Origin of the sequence: Suttonella ornithocola (assembly GCF_001889065.1) — a bacterium.
Classification (GTDB): Bacteria; Pseudomonadota; Gammaproteobacteria; order Cardiobacteriales; family Cardiobacteriaceae; genus Suttonella_A; species Suttonella_A ornithocola.
In genome coordinates this window covers 14,147-33,177 of the sequence record NZ_LWHB01000064.1, presented here as the reverse complement: position 1 = coordinate 33,177, position 19,031 = coordinate 14,147, and the positions used below count along the sequence as shown (strand labels likewise).

At 39.9% G+C, this 19,031-nt stretch carries 18 protein-coding genes and 1 tRNA gene; 13 read left to right on the top strand and 6 right to left on the bottom strand.

Translation table 11 applies throughout. The features are described 5' to 3' along the window. The first annotated feature begins 414 nt into the window (after positions 1-414). From A5N85_RS05600 to A5N85_RS05580, 5 genes are all read left to right on the top strand, one after another. Positions 415-1,152 (top strand): transporter substrate-binding domain-containing protein, encoded by a 738-nt coding sequence (locus tag A5N85_RS05600; RefSeq protein WP_072576350.1) that lies wholly within the window; start codon positions 415-417, stop codon positions 1,150-1,152. A gap of 62 nt (positions 1,153-1,214) precedes the next feature. Then, entirely contained in the window at positions 1,215-2,981 is a 1,767-nt protein-coding gene (locus A5N85_RS05595; protein WP_169818626.1) for an NAD(P)-binding protein, read from the top strand. 17 nt (positions 2,982-2,998) lie between these two features. Continuing rightward, positions 2,999-4,009 carry a tetraacyldisaccharide 4'-kinase gene (gene lpxK, locus A5N85_RS05590; protein WP_072576349.1) on the top strand — a complete coding sequence of 337 codons (1,011 nt, stop codon included), beginning with the start codon at positions 2,999-3,001 and terminating at the stop codon, positions 4,007-4,009. Between the two features lie 395 nt (positions 4,010-4,404). Next, positions 4,405-5,451 carry an aspartate carbamoyltransferase gene (gene pyrB, locus A5N85_RS05585; protein ID WP_072576348.1) on the top strand — a complete coding sequence of 349 codons (1,047 nt, stop codon included), beginning with the start codon at positions 4,405-4,407 and terminating at the stop codon, positions 5,449-5,451. 9 nt (positions 5,452-5,460) lie between these two features. Next, entirely contained in the window at positions 5,461-5,799 is a 339-nt protein-coding gene (locus A5N85_RS05580) for a P-II family nitrogen regulator (RefSeq protein WP_072576347.1), read from the top strand. A gap of 485 nt (positions 5,800-6,284) precedes the next feature. Here the strand turns inward: A5N85_RS05580 and A5N85_RS05575 are convergent. Together A5N85_RS05575 and A5N85_RS05570 are read right to left on the bottom strand one after the other, a co-directional pair. Next, positions 6,285-6,361: transfer RNA gene (locus tag A5N85_RS05575), tRNA-Val, on the bottom strand. A 113-nt stretch (positions 6,362-6,474) separates the two neighbouring features. Further along, entirely contained in the window at positions 6,475-7,332 is an 858-nt protein-coding gene (locus tag A5N85_RS05570) for a hypothetical protein (protein ID WP_072576346.1), read from the bottom strand. 84 nt (positions 7,333-7,416) lie between these two features. On the opposite strand from A5N85_RS05570, the gene A5N85_RS05565 reads away from it, so the two are divergent. From A5N85_RS05565 to A5N85_RS05535, 7 genes are all read left to right on the top strand, one after another. Continuing rightward, entirely contained in the window at positions 7,417-8,013 is a 597-nt protein-coding gene (locus A5N85_RS05565) for an IMPACT family protein (protein ID WP_072576345.1), read from the top strand. Then, a complete protein-coding gene (mvaD, locus tag A5N85_RS05560) occupies positions 8,010-8,996 on the top strand; it encodes a diphosphomevalonate decarboxylase (RefSeq protein WP_072576344.1) in 987 nt (328 codons plus the stop codon). The genes A5N85_RS05565 and mvaD overlap by 4 nt, the downstream gene beginning before the upstream one ends. A 71-nt stretch (positions 8,997-9,067) precedes the next feature. Next, the gene (locus A5N85_RS05555; RefSeq protein WP_072576353.1) at positions 9,068-9,796 is read left to right on the top strand and encodes a lysophospholipid acyltransferase family protein; all 729 of its coding nucleotides are present in this window, start codon (positions 9,068-9,070) and stop codon (positions 9,794-9,796) included. A 108-nt stretch (positions 9,797-9,904) separates the two neighbouring features. After that, on the top strand, positions 9,905-11,452 hold the full coding sequence (locus A5N85_RS05550; RefSeq protein WP_072576343.1) for a Re/Si-specific NAD(P)(+) transhydrogenase subunit alpha: 1,548 nt from the start codon (positions 9,905-9,907) through the stop codon (positions 11,450-11,452). Between the two features lie 10 nt (positions 11,453-11,462). Then, a complete protein-coding gene (gene pntB / locus A5N85_RS05545) occupies positions 11,463-12,911 on the top strand; it encodes a Re/Si-specific NAD(P)(+) transhydrogenase subunit beta (RefSeq protein ID WP_072576342.1) in 1,449 nt (482 codons plus the stop codon). A 70-nt stretch (positions 12,912-12,981) separates the two neighbouring features. After that, the gene (locus tag A5N85_RS05540; RefSeq protein ID WP_072576341.1) at positions 12,982-13,563 is read left to right on the top strand and encodes an SCO family protein; all 582 of its coding nucleotides are present in this window, start codon (positions 12,982-12,984) and stop codon (positions 13,561-13,563) included. Positions 13,564-13,565: 2 nt separating this feature from the next. Continuing rightward, positions 13,566-14,693 carry a hypothetical protein gene (locus tag A5N85_RS05535; protein ID WP_072576340.1) on the top strand — a complete coding sequence of 376 codons (1,128 nt, stop codon included), beginning with the start codon at positions 13,566-13,568 and terminating at the stop codon, positions 14,691-14,693. 352 nt (positions 14,694-15,045) lie between these two features. Here A5N85_RS05535 and frdD read toward each other — a convergent pair whose 3' ends face one another. From frdD to frdA, 4 genes are read right to left on the bottom strand one after another with little or no spacing between them, the layout of a single operon-like run. Next, positions 15,046-15,396, bottom strand: a complete 351-nt coding sequence (gene frdD, locus A5N85_RS05530; RefSeq protein ID WP_072576339.1) for a fumarate reductase subunit FrdD — start codon at positions 15,394-15,396, stop codon at positions 15,046-15,048. A gap of 9 nt (positions 15,397-15,405) precedes the next feature. After that, the gene (locus A5N85_RS05525; RefSeq protein ID WP_072576338.1) at positions 15,406-15,795 is read right to left on the bottom strand and encodes a fumarate reductase subunit C; all 390 of its coding nucleotides are present in this window, start codon (positions 15,793-15,795) and stop codon (positions 15,406-15,408) included. A gap of 1 nt (position 15,796) precedes the next feature. Beyond that, the gene (locus A5N85_RS05520; RefSeq protein ID WP_072576337.1) at positions 15,797-16,546 is read right to left on the bottom strand and encodes a succinate dehydrogenase/fumarate reductase iron-sulfur subunit; all 750 of its coding nucleotides are present in this window, start codon (positions 16,544-16,546) and stop codon (positions 15,797-15,799) included. Between the two features lie 16 nt (positions 16,547-16,562). Beyond that, positions 16,563-18,332, bottom strand: coding sequence for a fumarate reductase (quinol) flavoprotein subunit (frdA, locus tag A5N85_RS05515; protein WP_072576336.1), 1,770 nt, complete (start codon positions 18,330-18,332; stop codon positions 16,563-16,565). Between the two features lie 167 nt (positions 18,333-18,499). Between frdA and A5N85_RS05510 the strand changes: the two genes are divergently transcribed. Beyond that, positions 18,500-19,030 (top strand): hypothetical protein, encoded by a 531-nt coding sequence (locus tag A5N85_RS05510; protein ID WP_072576335.1) that lies wholly within the window; start codon positions 18,500-18,502, stop codon positions 19,028-19,030. The last annotated feature ends 1 nt before the right edge of the window (position 19,031 follow it).

The following is a 19,031-nucleotide window of genomic DNA, read 5'->3' as shown; positions in this document are numbered from 1 at the left end:
AACGTACTTGCTCTTTATAATTTTTAAAGGATTTTCTGTGTAAGCTATACACATAATGGCTTACGCAGAAAATATATTTTGAGACCTTTGCAAAAAAACATAAAATAGAGAAATTTCAATTTTTTAAATTTTGAAAACATATTAAAATCACGGTGTTAATCTTTCTACTAGTAGCAAAAATTAATATAAAACGGAATTTTGCAAAAGTTTCATATTGCGTTTAACAATAACATCTAATATAATATTTAGTAGTATTTTGAAAAGCATATTGTACTATAACTCAATAGTTTCACAATAATAAAATATTAAATTCCAATATATTGGATTGATATTTTTCACAGGAATTACTCAATATACTTTTCAAACCACTACTTAATATTTTTTAACAGATTGTAAGTTTATATTAGGCGATTTATGAAATCACTTCTCTTTTTATTATCTTTTCTATTATTTAGTTCTTTTTCTCATGCAGAATCTGAAAAAACGTATAAAGTTGCAACAGATCCTACCTATCCTCCCTTTGAATTTATTGATGAAAAAGGCGAGATTATTGGATTGGATATTGATATTTTAAAAGCTATCGCAAAAAACCAAAACTTTAAACTAACGTTCTATCACAAAGACTGGAGCATTATATTTAATGAATTAACCGATAAAAGAGCTGATATTATAATTAATGGTTTTGCTTCAACCGACCTTGAACCTAATATCGCTAATATTAGTAACCCATATCTTACATCTTTAGACTGTATAAGTTATTTAGATGATAAAAATCTATCTGACTGGCAAAAACATACCATTGCTGTTTCTGAAGATGAAATTTTAGCCAAAAGTCTACAAGAAGAAGTTAAAAATCTTGTTTTAGTTAAAACACCGTTTATGGCATTAAAAGAAGTTATTCTAGGAAATGCGAATTGGGCTGCTGCAGACTGTAATCTATTAAAATATTATTTAAATAGCCCTACTATTAAAAACAGAGGATATAATTTTAAAATTAAGACTATAGAGAATAATACTAATAAAAATGTAAGTCTTGTTATTGCCTTAAATAAAGATGACGAAGAGTTATTAAATAAAATCAATACTGGCTTAGAAAATATTAAAAAAAATGGAGAACTAGAAACACTTCTTAAAAAGTGGAAAATAAATTAATTATAAGAATAAACCGCAGAGACTTTTTAAACAGCATTGCAGTAACCACTGGAATAATGGTTATGCCATGGAAGACGGCACAAGCGCAATCAGAAAATGCTTATTACCCCCCTGCACTAACAGGTTTAAGAGGTAACCATCAAGGCAGTAATATTGCTGCTCATACATTCGCATTAGATGCTAAACCATTCTCTTTTGATGATTTAATTCCTAAAGAAAACTATGATTTAATTATTGTTGGCGCTGGTATTAGCGGACTATCGGCAGCTTGGTTATATCGTGAAAAATATCCTAACGCTAAAATTTTGATTCTCGATAATCATGATGATTTTGGCGGACATGCAAAGAGAAATGAGTTTGGTAATGGAGAAACTTTTCAGCTATCTAATGGCGGCAGTGAATCTTTAGAAAGTCCACATTATCATTTTAATGATAACGTTAATTCTTTATTGAAAAAAATTGGGATAGATTACGATAAATTTTATCAATACTATGACCAAAATATCTATCCTTCGATGGGTATGCAATCCGGCGTTTTCTTAGATAAGAAAAACTGGGGAGAAACAAAAATTTTAAAAGGTGATATCTTTGAAGATGGCGCTGATTTTATTCCCACTATCCAAAACTTACCCCTTTCAGATTCAGATAAACAATCCCTTTCCAACATTTTTCAAGGAGAGGAAAACTATCTTCCAGAGGTTGAAGGAGATGAGGCGATAGAAGCTTATCTGAGCAAAATAAGCTATGAAAAATATTTGAGAGAAAACGTTGGTTTATCAGAAGCAGCAGCAAAATTATTTAGAGGAATTACGATTGATGAATGGGGCTATCCTTACGATTTATATAGCGCTTGGGATGCTTGTAAAGATGATTATCCGGGATTTGGTGGTCTTGCTTGGAGTGAAGACGACGAACCTGAAGAGGAAGAAGACCCTTATATCTTTATTTATCCCGATGGCAACGCCACTATTGCAAGACTCTTAGTTAAACACCTTATTCCCGAAGTTAGCGCTGCAAAGGCAAATCAAGAAGAGATTGTTACTGCCGTTTTTGATTATCAGCAACTGGATAAAGCTGAACATCCTGTTAGGATAAGACTAAATAGCACAGCTGTAAACATTAAAAATACAGATGATGGCGTTAACGTTGGCTATGTTAGCCACAACAAACAAAGAAATCTCATCCATGCAAAAAAAGTTATTTTAGCTTGTAATAACGGTATTATTCCTGCTATTTGCCCTGAAACATCATTAGAACAAAAAAACGCTTTGCATCAAAATGTCAAAACAGCTTTATTGTATGCCAAAGTTTTCGTCAAAAACTGGGAGCCTTTTATCAAATTAGGGACGGATTACGTTTATGCGCCAACAGCGCCTTATAGCCTAATCCGCTTAAATTACCCTATCAATATTGGCAACTATAAGACGCAAACTGACCCAACCAAACCTATGGTTATTCATATGGTAAAATCTGTTGTACCCTATGCAAGCGGACAATCATTAAGAGGTGCTGACAGACTTGGGAGACGCCAGCTGATTTATCAATCTTATGCAGAGTTAGAAGCTGAATTATTGGCACAGCTTAATGAATTTTATGCTTTAGCTGATGCTAAACCAGAAATACTCGCTGTTACCATTAACCGATGGGCGCATGGTTATAGTTACGAGAAAAAACATCTCTGGGATGACTATGATCAAATTGATCAAATTATTGATACTGCCCGACAGCCGATTGGTAATATTCATATTGCAAATTCAGATTCTGCATGGACAGCTTATATCGAAGCAGCGATTAACGAAGCCTATCGTACGATAGAAGAAATTGGTTAAACATATTCTCTTAATCAATGTCTGATATCCCGAAATTTTGGCGTAAACGCACCCTGCTTTCTTATTTACTTTTACCGCTTTCATGGCTATATTTTTTCATTACCAAAATAAGATATCGCCATAGAAAAATTGGAACAATTGATGGTATATCCGTCATTATAGTCGGCAATTTAACGGTTGGTGGTAATGGTAAAACGCCTGTGGTCATTGCTTTAGCTAAAGCAATGACCAATCACCAAATAAAAGTAGGAATAATCAGTCGAGGTTATGGCGGAAAGCTAATATCAGAACAATTATTAACCACTGAAAGCTCCGCTGACATCGTTGGGGATGAACCTCTACTTATCTTTCAAGAAACAGGCGTACCTGTAGCAGTCGGGCGTAACCGATTAGCCGCTTTACGGTTAGTAAAAAAACACCATCCAGATATTCAATGGATAATTAGCGATGATGGACTACAACATTATCGCTTACCTAGATTAAAAGAATGGATTGTTATTGCACCTGATTTAGTTTTTGGTAACGAATTGCTCTTACCTGCTGGACCATTAAGAGAGTCCATAAAAAGACTTAATACCGCAGATGCTATCATTTTTACTGGAAATCCAACACAATATCTTCCTACAAAAGTTCCTCAATATACCTTAACGATGAAAACTTCTGGTTTTGTAAATCTAGAAGGAAAGACAGTGGAACTAGAACCCCCTTTTTATGCCTTAACAGCTATTGCACGTCCAGAACGTTTCTTTCAAACCCTAACAAGACTTGGATATACGCCAACGGCTTATCAAAGCTTTCCAGACCACGCCCCTCTTCCCTCAACTGTTGCTCAATTTGCGGTTAATGGTAGCATCGTCATGACAATGAAAGACGCTGTAAAAATTACGTCTTGGCCAACTGAACTAAAATCAAAAGTCGTAATTCTTCGCTACGAAACAACATTACTGCCCGAACTATTAGACAATATCCTTAACTCATCATTTAAAGATAACAGTGGTCCCAAAAAATGCATACGCCAGAAAAAATAATGTATTTTTTATTTTGATTACATCTTGCTATAGCTGAATGGGTTTAGCTTGCATACAAACTGACGAACCACAAACAGCTAACCTCAGTACGGCAAAACGAACTAACGCTCTGTATGCGAGTTAAAGACATTTAGCTATATGAGACCTTTGCAAAATTCCGTTTTACCCTAATTTTTGCTACTAGTAGAAAAATTAACACCATGATTTTAATATATTTTCAAAATTTGAAAAATTGAAATTTCTCTATTTTATGTTTTTTATATTTCTAGTGAATTTAATTATCATGTTTTTTATCGTAAATAATCGAATACTAATGTAATTTTATAGAAAATAATAGCTTCACGTACGCTAGCACGCATTATAATAATTCCCTCGCTATCAAAGGAGTAATCTATATGTCTCTCACTGGTCGTCATATTTTGAGCATTGATCCATTCACCCGAGAAGATTTAGAGCAATTATTAACTATTGCTCAACGCTTAGAGCCTGTTGCTCGTAGAAAATATCGTTGTGATGTTTTAAATGGTGCAATGCTAGCCAATCTATTTTTTGAAGCGAGTACACGAACAAGAATGAGTTTTCATACCGCCTTTGCGCGACTAGGGGGAAACATTGTTGATACAACTGGATTTACCTTTTCATCCATTTCAAAAGGTGAATCTTTAGAAGATACCGCTCGCGTTATTGCTGGCTATGCAGATACCATTGTCATGCGTCATCCTGATCAAGGCTCTGTTGCTCAATTTGCAGCTCCTATCAATACTCCTGTAATTAACGCAGGGGACGGCACTGGTGAACATCCTTCTCAAGCACTCTTAGATTACTATACCATTAGTGCGGAGTTCTCTCGATTAGGCAAAACCATTGACGGAATGACCATTGCTATGTGTGGTGATCTCAAGCATGGGCGCACCATTCATTCACTATGCAAATTACTTTCTCTATTTAACAATATTACCTTTAAATTTGTTGCACCAGATAATTTGCGTATTCCTCATTCGCTGATTGAACACCTCAAAGAAAAAGGACACAAAGTTCAAGAATGCAATCACATTGCAGATGGACTACCTAATAGTGATGTTATTTATGCAACTCGTATTCAGCGTGAACGAATTGAGAATGGTGAACAATTAGAGGGATACGGAGAGCAATATCGCATCAATGCTAGAGCCATAGAAAACTATGCCAATCCAGAAGTTATTATCATGCACCCTCTTCCGCGAGATTCACGAGAAGGTGCTTATGACCTTTCAACTGATTTAGATAAACTTCCACAATTGGCTATTTTCCGCCAAACTGATAATGGTGTTACTATGAGAATGGCGTTATTTGCTGCGGTATTAGGCGTTGCCGATGAACTTGAAAGCCATTATCATCATCGCTTAGGATATCGCCCCCATTGTCTATCTGATAACGATGCACCCTTTTACACTTTTTCCTAGGAAACGAATATGTATATGATTACTGCAATTATTAAACCCTTTAAGCTTGATGATGTTAGAGAAGGACTATCAGAAATCGGCGTAAATGGTATTACAGTGACCGAAGTAAAAGGATTCGGTAGACAAAAAGGTCATACCGAGTTGTATCGAGGGGCAGAGTACGTTGTAGATTTTCTTCCAAAATTAAAACTAGAAATTGCTGTTACTGATGAGCAGTGTGATGAAGTGGTGAAAACCATTCAACAAACGACCAGCTCAGGCAAAATCGGAGATGGAAAAATCTTCGTTTCTCCACTGAGTCAAGTTATCCGGATTCGGACAGGAGAATTGGACGACGAAGCTTTATAAACCATTCCATCAAATAATCGTTCGAAAGCAGGCTAAGCTAGCAATACTAATTGATAAAAACAGTCCCTATTAGCAAGCGTTAGTCTGCTTAAGGATAAAACAATAAAGCGATATAGCTAAATCTCTTTAACTCGCATACAGTGTTGGTTTGTCTTGTGCTGTACTGATGTGCTCTGTTTCGCCAGCTTGTATTATGCAAGCTAAATTCATCCAGCTATATATAGTCAAATCAGCTAAAAAACAGAACGTTATCTACCGCCAGAATGGCTAGATAAGGGCTATAGGATGTTTTGTTTTTTAGCTGATCGCACTATAGTTTCTTCAGCAGTTTACAAAAACAATTCTTGGTGCAATATTGGTGTAATTACCGCACTTCTTTCTTGAATTTTTCATTCGGAATAATGGGGGGCTCATATATTTCCCAACCAACACAAAAAAGAAAAGCCCCTAAAAATACTTATTTTCAGGGGCTTTATGAATTCGATTGGTAGGCATAATTGGACTCGAACCAACGACCCCCACCATGTCAAGGTGGTACTCTAACCAACTGAGCTATATGCCTATTGAGGCGCGAATTATAGCGAGTCTGATTTTTTTCGCAAGCGATTTATACCATTAACTTACTACTTATTTATTTATAAAAATAATTTTTATCAATTCTTGATAGAAAACACTCTATCTTAGGACGCTACAATTCGTCGCAACCACCTTACCGGCATTGATAACTTGCACGATTTCAGGATAACTTTGATTTCTTCCATTTGGATGACGCGCCTGCAAACTTTGCATACCATTACTATAAATACTTTGGAGCGCATTAGAGCTATTTTCCTGATAAGCCAATGCAAGTGACTGTCCCTTATGCAAAAGTATGATTTGCTCTAAAGGAAAAACTTGAACCGCTAAATTACCTTGGTCACAACGATATTGGACATTAACCGTTGTTGCAGTATTCGTAGCATAAGTAGATGCGGGTTGTGCTGATACTGCTGGTGCATATTGCGTATTGCCACCACGAATTAAATTAAAGCGCACATCATAATAACGAGGCGTTTTATTATAGGCAGCGTTTTTTCTATCATTTACGATACGCAGCTCATACTCCCCTGTTTGCGGTAAAACTTGTTGATTACCAAAGCGCATACCAATATCAGGACGGAAAATTGCAAAGACCATTGCTTTAGAGCGGTTGCTAATAATATGAATGCTATCCCCTGCATTTCCACTGAAATGATAGACATCCATTCCTAACCCTCTTACACTTCCTCTCAAGCGGGCTTGTCCATTGTTATCTAATAAAATCCGCTTAACTGGCATATTATTTCTTACTTGTGCTGCTTTAGGAGGCATTACAGCAGTTCCTTCTGGAATGACTTGTAGCTCATTAAGACGTCTAGGCTGAACAGCCACATTATTAGGACCGACTACTGCTTGCTGTGCGCCAGTATTTGAAGGAATTTGATAAGTTACTTGCTGCGCGCTCGCCACGCCCACAATAGTAGCGACTAAAAGAGAAAAATAAGAGCGTTTCATAGTCTTTCCTTGTAACATAGATGAATAACGCTTAATGTAACATAAAATAGTTTTATCGTGCAGATTCTCTATGGACTTAAAGTTATGACGCAATATGCCCAAACGCTGATAAAAGAAACAACTGCTGACTATCAAGAAAAAGGCAGTAAATTCTTGGCTTATGCTTTTCCTTGCCAGACCATAGAAACCTTTAATAAGCGATTAGAAGTCTTACAAGTAGAACACCCCAAAGCACGTCATCATTGCTATGCTTATCGCTTTGGAGAAACTGGGGAAGAATACCGCGCAAATGATGATGGTGAACCTTCCGGAACAGCGGGTTTACCCATTTATAATCAACTACAATCTTTTGAAGTTTCTGACTGTGGGCTAATTGTCGTAAGATACTTTGGCGGAACCCTATTAGGGGCCTCTGGACTCATTAGAGCGTATAAAACAGCAGCACAATCTGCTTTGTCAGTAGCAACATTTTGTCCCATTGTCCCTAAAACTACCTTAACTGTTACCTTAAGCTATCCACAAGTTAATCGTTTAATGCGGTTTGTTGAGCAATATCAAATGACTATCTTATCGCAAGAAATGGCGATGAATTGTCGTTATCAACTAGAGATAGAACGCGATAAACAATCAGAAATCATTGCAGCCCTTGCTCAGCAAGATATTCACTTGGAAGACGAATGAAAAAAATAGACTATATCCAGCCATTTCTCCCGAAAAAACTCTCTCCCTTAGAAACAGCAAGTGCATACGCCCCTGCCAATATTGCGTTATCAAAATACTGGGGTAAACGCGATATTGAGCTCAACTTACCGGCTAACGGTAGTCTATCCATCTCATTAGGGACATTGGGAACGCATACGCAAATTACCCTTTCAGATAAAGATAGCCTAATGCTTAATGGAGAAAATATTCAGCCCAATACCCCTTTTTTCCAAAAAACATTTGCTTTTATTGATCTATTTAGACAACAACAAAATTTTCCAATCGCTATCACCACTAAAAACACCATCCCAACTGCTGCTGGATTGGCTTCTAGCGCCTCAGGCTATGCAGCACTAACCCTAGCTCTGAACCAATTTTTGCAACTCAATCTATCACCATTTATCCTATCTACCTTCGCGCGCATCGGTAGCGGTAGTGCTTCGCGCTCACTTTGGCATGGTTTCGTCAAATGGCAAAAAGGTGATAAAACAGACGGTAGTGATAGTGCTGGCATACCAATAGATAGTCAATGGCAAACCTTACGAATTGCGCTAATAGAAATTGATACCCGCGCCAAATCAACAACCAGCACCAATGGCATGACCCATACCGCTAACACTAGCCCACTCTATCCCGCTTGGATAAATACCGCTGAAAAAGATCTACAAACCATTGAAAATGCCATCAAGAACCAAAATTTTCAAACGCTTGGACAAACCGCCGAAGGCAATGCACTCGCCATGCATGCCACTATGCTTGCAGCTCGCCCAGCACTATCTTATTTCCAACCAACTACACAAGAGACTATTCAAGAAATTTGGAAAAATCGTGCAGAAGGACTGAACCATTACTTCACCATGGATGCAGGTCCCAATATAAAAATCCTCTATCAAATACAAGATGAAACCGATATTCTTAACTGCTACCCCAACGCCAAAATCGTTAATCCATTTCTAACATAAAAACTATAAAAACTCTGTCTTAACCGTAAAAACAGATAGAATGACACATCATTTATCGAATGCTTGAAAATATGCTCCGTTTCTTTAGAAAAACGCTAATCAGTCTCTTTATTCTCATTAGCTTTATTCCGCTCAGTATTATCTGCCTCATCCGCCCTCGACATCCCAATAATGCATGGATTGCGATTAAAGCTTATTCTAGTTTTGGAAAGCAAATCTTAGGATTAGATATCACTATTCGAGGCGCAGAAAATCTCCCTGAAAAATGTATCTACGTTGTTAATCATCAAAGTAATATCGATATCTTTTCCGTATGCTATGCAGTTCCAAAGCGCACCGTAACCTTAGGAAAAAAAAGCATTCTTTATATGCCAATATTTGGACAAATCTACTGGTTAAGTGGGAATTTATTTATCGTTCGTGGCAATGCCCGCAAATCTGCAAAAGCGCTTAAAGTGATTGAGCGTAAAATTCATGAAAAACAGCTTTCTATTTGGATTTTTCCGGAGGGAACGCGCAACTTTGCTCGCGGTCTTTTGCCATTTAAAACGGGAGCCTTTCGATTGGCAGCCAAAGCTGGGGTGGCAATTGTCCCTGTTTGTGTCAATAATTACTACTCTCGCTTTGATTTAAATCAAAAAGATAATGGAGAGGTCATTGTAGAATTTCAAAAACCGATTATCTTTGAAGGACGCGTGACACAGCAAGCTATCCGAGAGATGACAGAAACTGTCCATCAACAAATGGAGCAAAGAATAGAAATGCTTACCCAAGAAGCTCGTCTACCACAAAACAAATAATTACAATCTGCGTTTATCTCTTTTTTCATTGCATTTTTTTATTAAACGTGTAAGGTATTTTTCTCTCCGCTCTGCGGTATTTTTAAAGCTTTGGCAAAGGAAGAATGAATGCAAATCGGTATTCCAAAAGAGTCATTTAGTGGTGAAGCGCGAGTTGCTGCTACGCCTAAAACGGTAAAAGAGTTAATCAAATTAGGATTTGAAGTCTGCGTTGCAGAAGGCGCTGGACTGACAGCACAATTTGATGATGAGGCTTACAAAGCAGCTGGGGCAGCCATAGTGCCGCTTTCAGAAATTTATGCTTGCCCAATGATTTATCAAATCAATCCACCGACAGAAGACGAGCTCGCACAAATTAAAGACGGAACCACGCTAGTCAGCTTTATCTGGCCAAGACAAGACCAAGCATTGGTCGATAAATTGGCAAAACGAAAAATCACCGTGCTCGCGATGGATATGGTGCCGAGAATTTCCCGCGCACAATCGATGGATGCCTTATCCTCTATGGCAAACATTAGTGGCTATCGCGCTGTCATTGAGGCAGCAAATGCTTTTGGTCGCTTTTTTACTGGACAAATTACTGCTGCGGGTAAAGTGCCACCTGCGCAAGTATTAGTCATTGGCGCTGGAGTGGCTGGGCTAGCGGCGATTGGCGCGGCAAAATCACTAGGCGCAATCGTTCGCGCTTTCGATACGCGTGAAGAAGTTGCTGAACAAATTGAATCCATGGGCGGGGAGTTTCTACGCTTAGATTTCAAAGAAAAAGACGATGGCGGTGTGAATACTGGCTATGCCAAAGTCATGAGTAAAGAATTTATCGAAGCAGAAATGAAACTTTTTGCCGAGCAAGCCAAACAAGTCGATATTATCATTACCACAGCAGCCATTCCGGGTAAACCTGCCCCTAAGCTCATTACCAAAGAAATGGTTGAGAGCATGAAGCGTGGTAGCGTAATTATCGATTTAGCAGCGGCAACGGGCGGAAACTGCGAATGCACCGTAGCTGGAGAAAAAATCGTTACCGATAACGGCGTAACCATTATTGGCTATACCGACCTAGCTAACCGCTTAGCCGGACAATCCTCACAACTATACGCCACCAACCTCGTTAACCTCACCAAACTCCTTTCCCCGAAAAAAGACGGAAACATTGATATTAACTTTGAAGATAGCATTATTCGCAATATGACGGTGGTCAAAGACGGTGAACTAACCTTCCCACCTCCTGAAATCTCGGTAACTGCTACACCAAAAGCCACACCAAACGCTACGCCAGCGGAAAAAACCTCAACAGCTGATAATAAACCCAAATCAGGATGTAAAAAACTAATAATTATTAGCGCAATTAGTGGCTTTTTATTTCCCTTTTTGTCTAAAGCACCGCCAGAATTTCTAAGCCATTTCATGGTATTTGCACTTGCGTGCGTGATTGGCTATTACGTCGTTTGGAACGTAACACATGCGCTACACACACCGCTGATGTCGGTTACTAACGCCATTTCTGGCATTATCATTGTCGGTGCACTACTACAAATCGGGCACGGTAGCGCTATCGCCAGCTTTCTAGCCTTTATCGCTATTCTACTGGTAAGCATCAATATCTTTGGCGGCTTTGCGGTAACGCGCCGTATGCTTTCCATGTTCCGCAAAGACTAAGGAGAAAAACATGACAGGATCTCAAACACTGGCTTACATCGTCGCCGCGATTTTATTCATCTTTAGTCTAGCAAGACTATCCAAACAAGAAACCGCCAAACGCGGGAACGAACTCGGCATTACTGGAATGGTGCTAGCACTTATTGCCACGCTTTTTTATGCCGATGATGTTCATAGTCGTGGTTGGATAATTTTAGCCATGCTCATTGGTGCGGTTATCGGCTTATGGCGTGCCAAAAAAGTAGAAATGACTGGCATGCCACAGCTGATTGCTTTGCTACATAGCTTTGTCGGCTTAGCCGCCGTTTTTGTCGGCTATAACAGCTTTATCCTAGGCAATAGCGCGCATACCGTAGAAATCATGCAAATCAGCAATGCGAATGCAACCTTGCTTGCCATGGCCGAAACAACCGCACACGGCGCATTACATACCATCCACCTAGCTGAAGTCTTTCTAGGCGTCTTTATTGGTGCAGTTACCTTCACAGGTTCCTTAGTCGCATGGGGAAAATTAGAAGGCAAAGTCAAATCTGCTGCATTAGTCCTACCGCATAAACACAAATGGAATATTGCTGCCGTTGCACTCTCTTTCATCTTTATGCTGATATTCATTGCCAAAGATGGCTCTATGTTCCTACTTATCCTAATGACGCTCATTGCCTTTGCCTTTGGCTGGCATCTCGTCATGAGTATTGGTGGTGCGGATATGCCTGTTGTCGTCTCCATGCTCAATAGCTATTCAGGTTGGGCGGCAGCAGCAGCTGGTTTCATGCTCAATAACGACTTACTCATCGTTACGGGTGCATTAGTCGGCTCTAGCGGTGCTATTCTTTCTTACATCATGTGTAAAGCTATGAACCGCTCTTTCCTTTCCGTCATTCTGGGTGGCTTTGGGAATACCGCTAGCAGCAGCGAAGAAGAAATGGGCGAATATCGCGAATGGACAACCGAAGAGGTTGCAGAAGCGCTAAAAGAAGCTGATAGCATTATCATTAACCCTGGATACGGCATGGCGGTTGCGCAAGCCCAATACCCTGTAGCAGAAATTACCAAGCTATTACGCGAAAAAGGCAAAACTGTCCGCTTCGGTATCCATCCAGTTGCAGGACGCTTACCAGGGCATATGAACGTCTTACTCGCAGAAGCCAAAGTGCCTTATGACATCGTATTAGAAATGGATGAAATCAACGAAGATTTTCCAGATACCGATTTAGTCTTAGTCATCGGTGCCAACGATACCGTCAATCCTGCCGCGCAAACTGACCCCAACAGTCCAATCGCTGGTATGCCAGTTCTTGAAGTATGGAAAGCCCGACAAGTCGTCGTCTTTAAACGCTCAATGAACGCTGGCTATGCAGGCGTTCAAAACCCGCTATTCTTCAACGAAAACACCCATATGTGTTTTGGTGATGCCAAAGCCACCATAGACACCATACTGGTAGACCTCCGCAAAAACTAATTGACCCAAGTCAATGCCGCCTACGGGCGGCAAATTTATACTACAGCGATACAAACATTAGGGGAAAACCATGAAAACACTCATCCGCGTCCTCCTTAGTCTTTACCTAAGTGTTTCTTTAATCGCCACTGCAGCACCCACCTACCAATACCAACTTCAAAGCACAGATGGTAGAACCCTTACCCAAGCCGATTTTCCCAACCAATATCAGCTCATTGCTTTTGGGTTTACCCATTGCCCAGACGTCTGCCCAACCACCTTATACGACTTCAAACAAGTGCTTGCCAAAATAGCGCATCCTGAGCGACTCCAAATGCTCTTTATCACCATCGACCCTGACCGCGATAACCTAGATTTACTTTCCAAATACATTGGATACTTTGACAAACGCATCTTAGGCTTAAGAGGAAATCGCGCAGCCACTGACCAAGCCGTTGAAAACTTTAACGCTAGTTATGGCTATCAAATAGACGGTAAAAAAGTTGCCCCTGAGAATCTCCCAGAAAAAGGCAATTACACCGTTTATCACTCTACCCTTATCTACCTACTCAATCGCAAAGGCAAACTCATAGACGTCTTTGACTACCAATCTGGCGCGGAAAATCTCCGGAAAGGCGTTGAAGCCGCTATCAAAGAAGACCAAAAAGACTAATCATGCGTGCCTTACTTATCCTTCTTAGCCTTTTTACTACCCTTAGCTTTGCTGCCGATTCCCTTTACTCCCCAACCAAAAACGCCTTTATCAGTGGCAAAGCCATTCCTAACATCGCCGTTGTCGATATCGAACAAGGCAAGCAAATTGATACCCTATCTATTCCCATTCCCGCACGAATATTTGCCTCTGCCACCGATGCACCCTACCTTGCCTTTAGCGATAAAGTTGATCACGCGCTTTATACCATTGAACTAACGACGCGGAAAATTACTCGCCACCCGATGCCTAGCGCAGTTTATCGTCTACTCTTCTTTCCTAACAGCCAAAAACTTGGCATCGTGTTAGAAAAAAACATCGCCGTTTTAAACTACCAAACGGGAAAACTCACCGTTATCGACAAACCCTTTCAAAACCTCTATACCCGATTTAATACCATCTTCAGCATCTACAGCCAAACCGTATGGGTCATGCAAGAAAATACTCCCTTAATTTATCGCTATCGACTAGATAAACCCGAAGAAGGTTGGCAAACCATTGATATCGGCGAAACCAGAGGACTCGGCAGCGGCGCGCCGAGCTTTGAAGACAAAGTCATTGCCTTTAACACCTACTATGCAGGCGAAGGCATGATTTACTTCAACGATACGGGTAAACTCATCCGCACCGGTGACATGTATAACTCGCGCCCGCTTAACGAGCGCATGGTTGAACCCTACATTGATAACGGCACTCGCCACGTCATCTTTGGCGACAAACGCGGACAACTTAAAATCTACGACCTAAACCACAGCGAACAGCCGATTGATTACAACATTGGCTTTCCGCCTCGCCAATTCAAAACCGGTTGGCTCGACCAATATCTGATTGTTGGTGGCGATCAAGCCTTAGGTATCTATCCCTTTGCTAACCTTGAGGATAATATCGTTTTCCGCTTTGGCTACGAACAAAACATTGCGGATATGTGGGTCAGTGGCGATAGCAAAGTTCTTCTATTTGGCACAGAACGCTCGCGCACTTTTCATCGCTACGATCTTCAAAAGCGCCAATCCCTCCCCGATATCGAACTAAAAGGCATCGCTCAGATTGGACTCATTCGTATGAATACCGCCAACACCGTTTGCTACTAACTTTTCGCATACTATAGCAGGGTTCCCGAAAAAAGCATACACTGCTTATGGATAATGCACTGTTTTCAAATTAGATATTAAGTTAACGTTGTATGCATTTTTTGGGAAGTTGGCTATAAAGTCACCAAAAATTTAGACAGAGACCTTTGCAAAATTCCATTTCACACGAATTTTTTACCACTAGCAGAAAAATTAATACTATGATTTTAATATACTTTTAGAATTTAAAAAATTGAAATTTCTCTATTTTTAGGGGTTTGCAAAGGTCTCAGACAATAAAAAAGACCAGCAAAATTACTGGTCAAAAATTACTGCAACTGAATTGGGGGAGTGTTGCAGTAAAGGTTTATTATTAGAACCAACCTACCAATAAAGTAATCACAAAGGCGACTACAGCAAATCCATATAACGATAACCGTGTACGATTTCCCACATGAATATGCATATCATGCAAAATATAATAAAACCGATGCACGCCATGCCAAAGTAAAGTAAAAATAATGCCGGCTAATATCAAAAAGATAAATTTATTTGCGACCCACTCATGAAGATTAAAATAAAACTCCTCAGGTGTTCCTAACCAACGTAAAGGCAACGCAATACAAATAACCGCAATAATACTGGCTAAACTCAGCGCAGCAATGGTTCCACCTGCTGAAAAGATGCCCCAATAAAGTGGTTTGAGATGTTTATGTTGACTCATTTCTGACTCCTAAGCCACTAAAATGGTAAAAATAATAAGAACAATCAAAATACCAGCAAACGTGCCCCAAGCACCTTTAATCAAAATACTGGCAGGAACAAACTTTGTTCCTCTTTGAATTGGCATCGCTTTTGGAATCGCTTCAAACCACGTTTTACTATTATAAAGCGAAGCAATAATCGCAATTAAGTTAATCAGAATAATCAATGGATTGGTTTGAAAATGAATCCAACTCATCCAACTATCAAATGACCCTGCTAATGCTGCAATTCCCCAAAACAGATTTAATGCAGCCAATGCAGTTGTCACACTGGTAAGCTCACGTAGCATATAAAGTTTAAAAAACGTATTTTGGGTATACCAATTATCAGGTTGGCGATGATGATAAGGCTTTCTCATTTTATCCCTCTTTGCTTATAAGATTTTTTGCCCAAACAGGAACAGCTTTTGCTTTCGCTTGCTGAATAGCGCCTGCGGGATCAACATGTTTTGGACAAACTTCTGAACAATAACCAACAAATGTACACGGCCAAATACCATTTTCATCATTCATACGCTTCAAACGCGCTTTCTCACCATGGTCACGATTATCTAAATTATAGCGATGCGCTAGAGCCGTTGCCGCTGGGCCTAAAAACTCCGCATTTATTCCTACCTGTGGACAAGCCTGATAACAAAGCAAGCAGTTAATACACATGGTGTATTGTTTGAACTTCGCTAATTCTGCTGGCGTTTGGATATATTCGCCTTCGCTAAGTGATTTTTCCGCTTCAGAATTAGGACGCACAATATAAGGCTTCACACTATCTAATTTTTCAATAAATGGATTGATGTCCACCACTAAATCTTTCTCGATAGGCATTTGGTCTAATGCGCCAATCGTAATTTTTCCAACCGCTTCATATTCGCGCACAAAAGTCGAGCAGGCAAGCTTAGGTTCCCCATTAACCACCATTCCACAGCTACCACAGACCTCCATTCGGCATGACCAACGGTAGGCGAGCTCTGGTTCAAAATCATCTTTAATCAATTGTAAAGCATCAAGAATAGACATATCTGGCGTCCATTCAATCGTGAAAGGTTGTGGCCAAGGCGCTTCATCAACACCCGGACGATAACGCATGACTTCTAAAGTAATTGTTTTGCTCATGATTTTCTCCACTGCCTTAATGGGCTTTTTCGCCTGCTGCACCGTAAACCCGTTGCGCAGGTTGGGATTTTGTAATTTTAACGCTGCTATACTCAATTTTCGGCGGTTCACCAACGCGATAATACGCCAAAGTATGTTTCAGGAAATTTTCATCATCCCTATCTGGATAATCTAAGCGTTGGTGAGAACCTCGAGACTCCGTGCGAGCGTCAGCGGAATAAATCATCGCTTCAGCCACATCAATCAAATACCCTAGCTCAATCGTGGTCAACCAATCTGTATTAAACGTATCACTATGATCGGTTACCTTGACATTCTTATAACGTTGCTTTAATTGCTCAATCGCTTGCCGTGCTCTCTCACAGTTTTCCTTACTACGATAAATGCCAATTTCCGCTTCCATCATTTCGCCCAAAGCATTGCGAATATCAGCAGGTTTTTCTGTTCCATCTGTTCGATTAAGCAAATCTAAATACGGCTGATAAGCAGCTTTCGCTAACTGCTCAAAATGCTGCGTATCTGTTGCATACTCAACAGACTGCGCATATTTCAGCGCATCTTCACCTGCTACCTTGCCAAAGACTGAAAGTTCTGCCAAAGAATTAGAACCCAAACGGTTTGCACCGTGAATACCAACAGAAGAACATTCACCCACGGCATATAGCCCTGTCATTTGAGTCGCACAACGTCCATCTGTTTCAATACCGCCCATCGTATAATGTGCTGTTGGGCGGACTGGAATTGGCTCATAAACAGGATCAACCCCAACAAATTTTTTAGCTAATGAACGAATAAATGGTAAACGTTCATTGATATAATCTTCTCCTAAATGTCGTAAATCTAGATTAACGACTGCGCCGCGTGGAGAATCAACTGTCCGCCCAGCTTTCCACTCGTGATAAAACGCCTGACTTAATCGGTCACGAGGACCTAACTCCATATATTTATTTTTAGGTTCGCCAACAGGTGTTTCTGGTCCTAAGCCATAATCTTGTAAATAACGATAACCATCTTTATTGGTTAAAATCCCTCCTTCACCACGACAACCTTCCGTCATCAAAATACCACTACCCGGTAGCCCTGTTGGGTGATATTGCACAAATTCCATATCCCGAAGCGGTACACCATGGCGATAAGCCAGCGCCATTCCATCACCGGTTACAATTCCACCATTCGTGTTATAGCGGAAGACACGCCCTGCACCGCCTGTTGCAATAATCACTGCTTTTGCTTGGATTGCTCGCACAATACCGTTTTGCACATCATACGCTAGCACGCCATGCAGCTTCCCGTCTTCAACAATCAAATCTAGCGCAAAATGCTCATCAAATCGCTGAATACTAGGAAACTGAATAGATGTTTGGAACAGTGTATGAAGAATATGAAAACCCGTTTTGTCCGCCGCAAACCACGTGCGTGGAATCTTCATGCCGCCAAAACGGCGCACATTCACATGACCATCTTCCCTGCGCGACCACGGACACCCCCAATGCTCTAGCTGAACCATCTCCTCTGTACAATGCGCCACAAAATATTCCACAACATCTTGTTCACACAGCCAATCTCCGCCAGAAACCGTATCATTAAAATGATTATCCAAAGAATCATCCTCTCTAATAACCCCGGCTGCGCCACCTTCAGCTGCAACCGTATGAGAACGCATTGGATATACCTTCGAAATCAGTGCTATTTTTGCATTGGGATTACTACGAGCAATTTCAATAGCTGCGCGCAAACCTGCTCCCCCAGCGCCGATAATGGCGACATCAGTTTGTAGATATTCCATATTTGCCTCTTTTTTATTGATGATAGTGTGATTATATCAAAAAGATATTAAAAAAATAGAGGTATTTTTTAAAAAAATATTTATTATCTTATACTTATATAGAACAATTAGTGTCCCATTTAAAGTGAAATTATTCTGATAAAATATAACTTTTTACAAGGATAATAATGAAAATAAATAAGAAAGTAATCGGATTACTTGCAGGAGTCATGTTATCTACCGTAGTGAATGCTCAAAGCTATCAACAACCCATCAATGATAGTATCCATTGGCAAGGAAACGATAAATTACGATTTAGAACCAGTATCTATACCGTACATTATCATCCAAGTAATGAACATAACAATCATCAAAAACTTATCAATGCAGAATATATTCGAAAGAATAACTGGTTGTTTGGATTGGCTTTATTTCACAATTCTTTTAACCAACCTTCTCAATACCTCTATATCGGAAAAGATTGGCGATTCTGGGAACCCTATCCCGAGCTTTATTTACGCGCTACCTTAACCGCAGGATTATTACACGGCTATACGGGAAAATATAAAAATAAAATTCCTTTTAATAAATATGGTATTGCACCCGCAATCTTACCAATTCTTGCAATAGACTATAAATCGGTATTTATAGAAGCAAACTTCTTCGCAACCGCTGGTATGATGACAACTATCGGTTTTACCTACTCACTGGACAAATAAC